The sequence below is a fragment of the Arcobacter sp. AHV-9/2010 genome, assembly GCF_004116575.1.
GTDB lineage: Bacteria > Campylobacterota > Campylobacteria > Campylobacterales > Arcobacteraceae > Aliarcobacter > Aliarcobacter skirrowii.
The window spans coordinates 1-445 of record NZ_PDKH01000028.1 but is presented as its reverse complement, the minus strand read 5'-3'; the positions used below and the strand labels follow the sequence as shown (position 1 = coordinate 445).

The 445-nt window shown below is 33.5% G+C and carries 1 protein-coding gene; it reads right to left on the bottom strand.

All coding sequences use genetic code 11. The features are described from left to right. Positions 1-443: aldo/keto reductase (locus CRU94_RS09555; protein WP_258237455.1), on the bottom strand; the 443-nt coding region annotated here is incomplete at its 3' end. Positions 444-445: the final 2 nt, after the last annotated feature.

The window sequence follows — 445 nt, the reverse complement described above, 5'->3', positions numbered from 1 at the left end:
TTTACAAGCTCATCAAAAGCTTTCATACTCTCTTCAATTGGTACAACAGTATCAGGCCAATGCATTTGATAAAGGTCTATATAATCTGTTTGAAGTTTTTTAAGACTTTTTTCAACTGCTCTTTTAATATGAAAAGAATCAATAGCAGTTAGACCATGTCTAATAGGTGGCACAAACCATCCTGATGCAGCTCCAGCTACTTTTGTAGCTAAAATAACTGATTCTCTAGGTTTTGTTTTTAACCACTCCCCTACTATCTCTTCTGTAATACCTGCTGTCTCTGCTTTTGGTGGTACTGGATAAAGTTCAGCTGTATCTAAAAAATTTATTCCTCTATCATATGCTTTATCCATAATTTTAAAAGCTTCTTCTTTTGTTGTAGTAGAACCAAAAGTCATAGTTCCTAAACAAATTGGTGTAACTCTTAAACCACTTCTTCCTATAT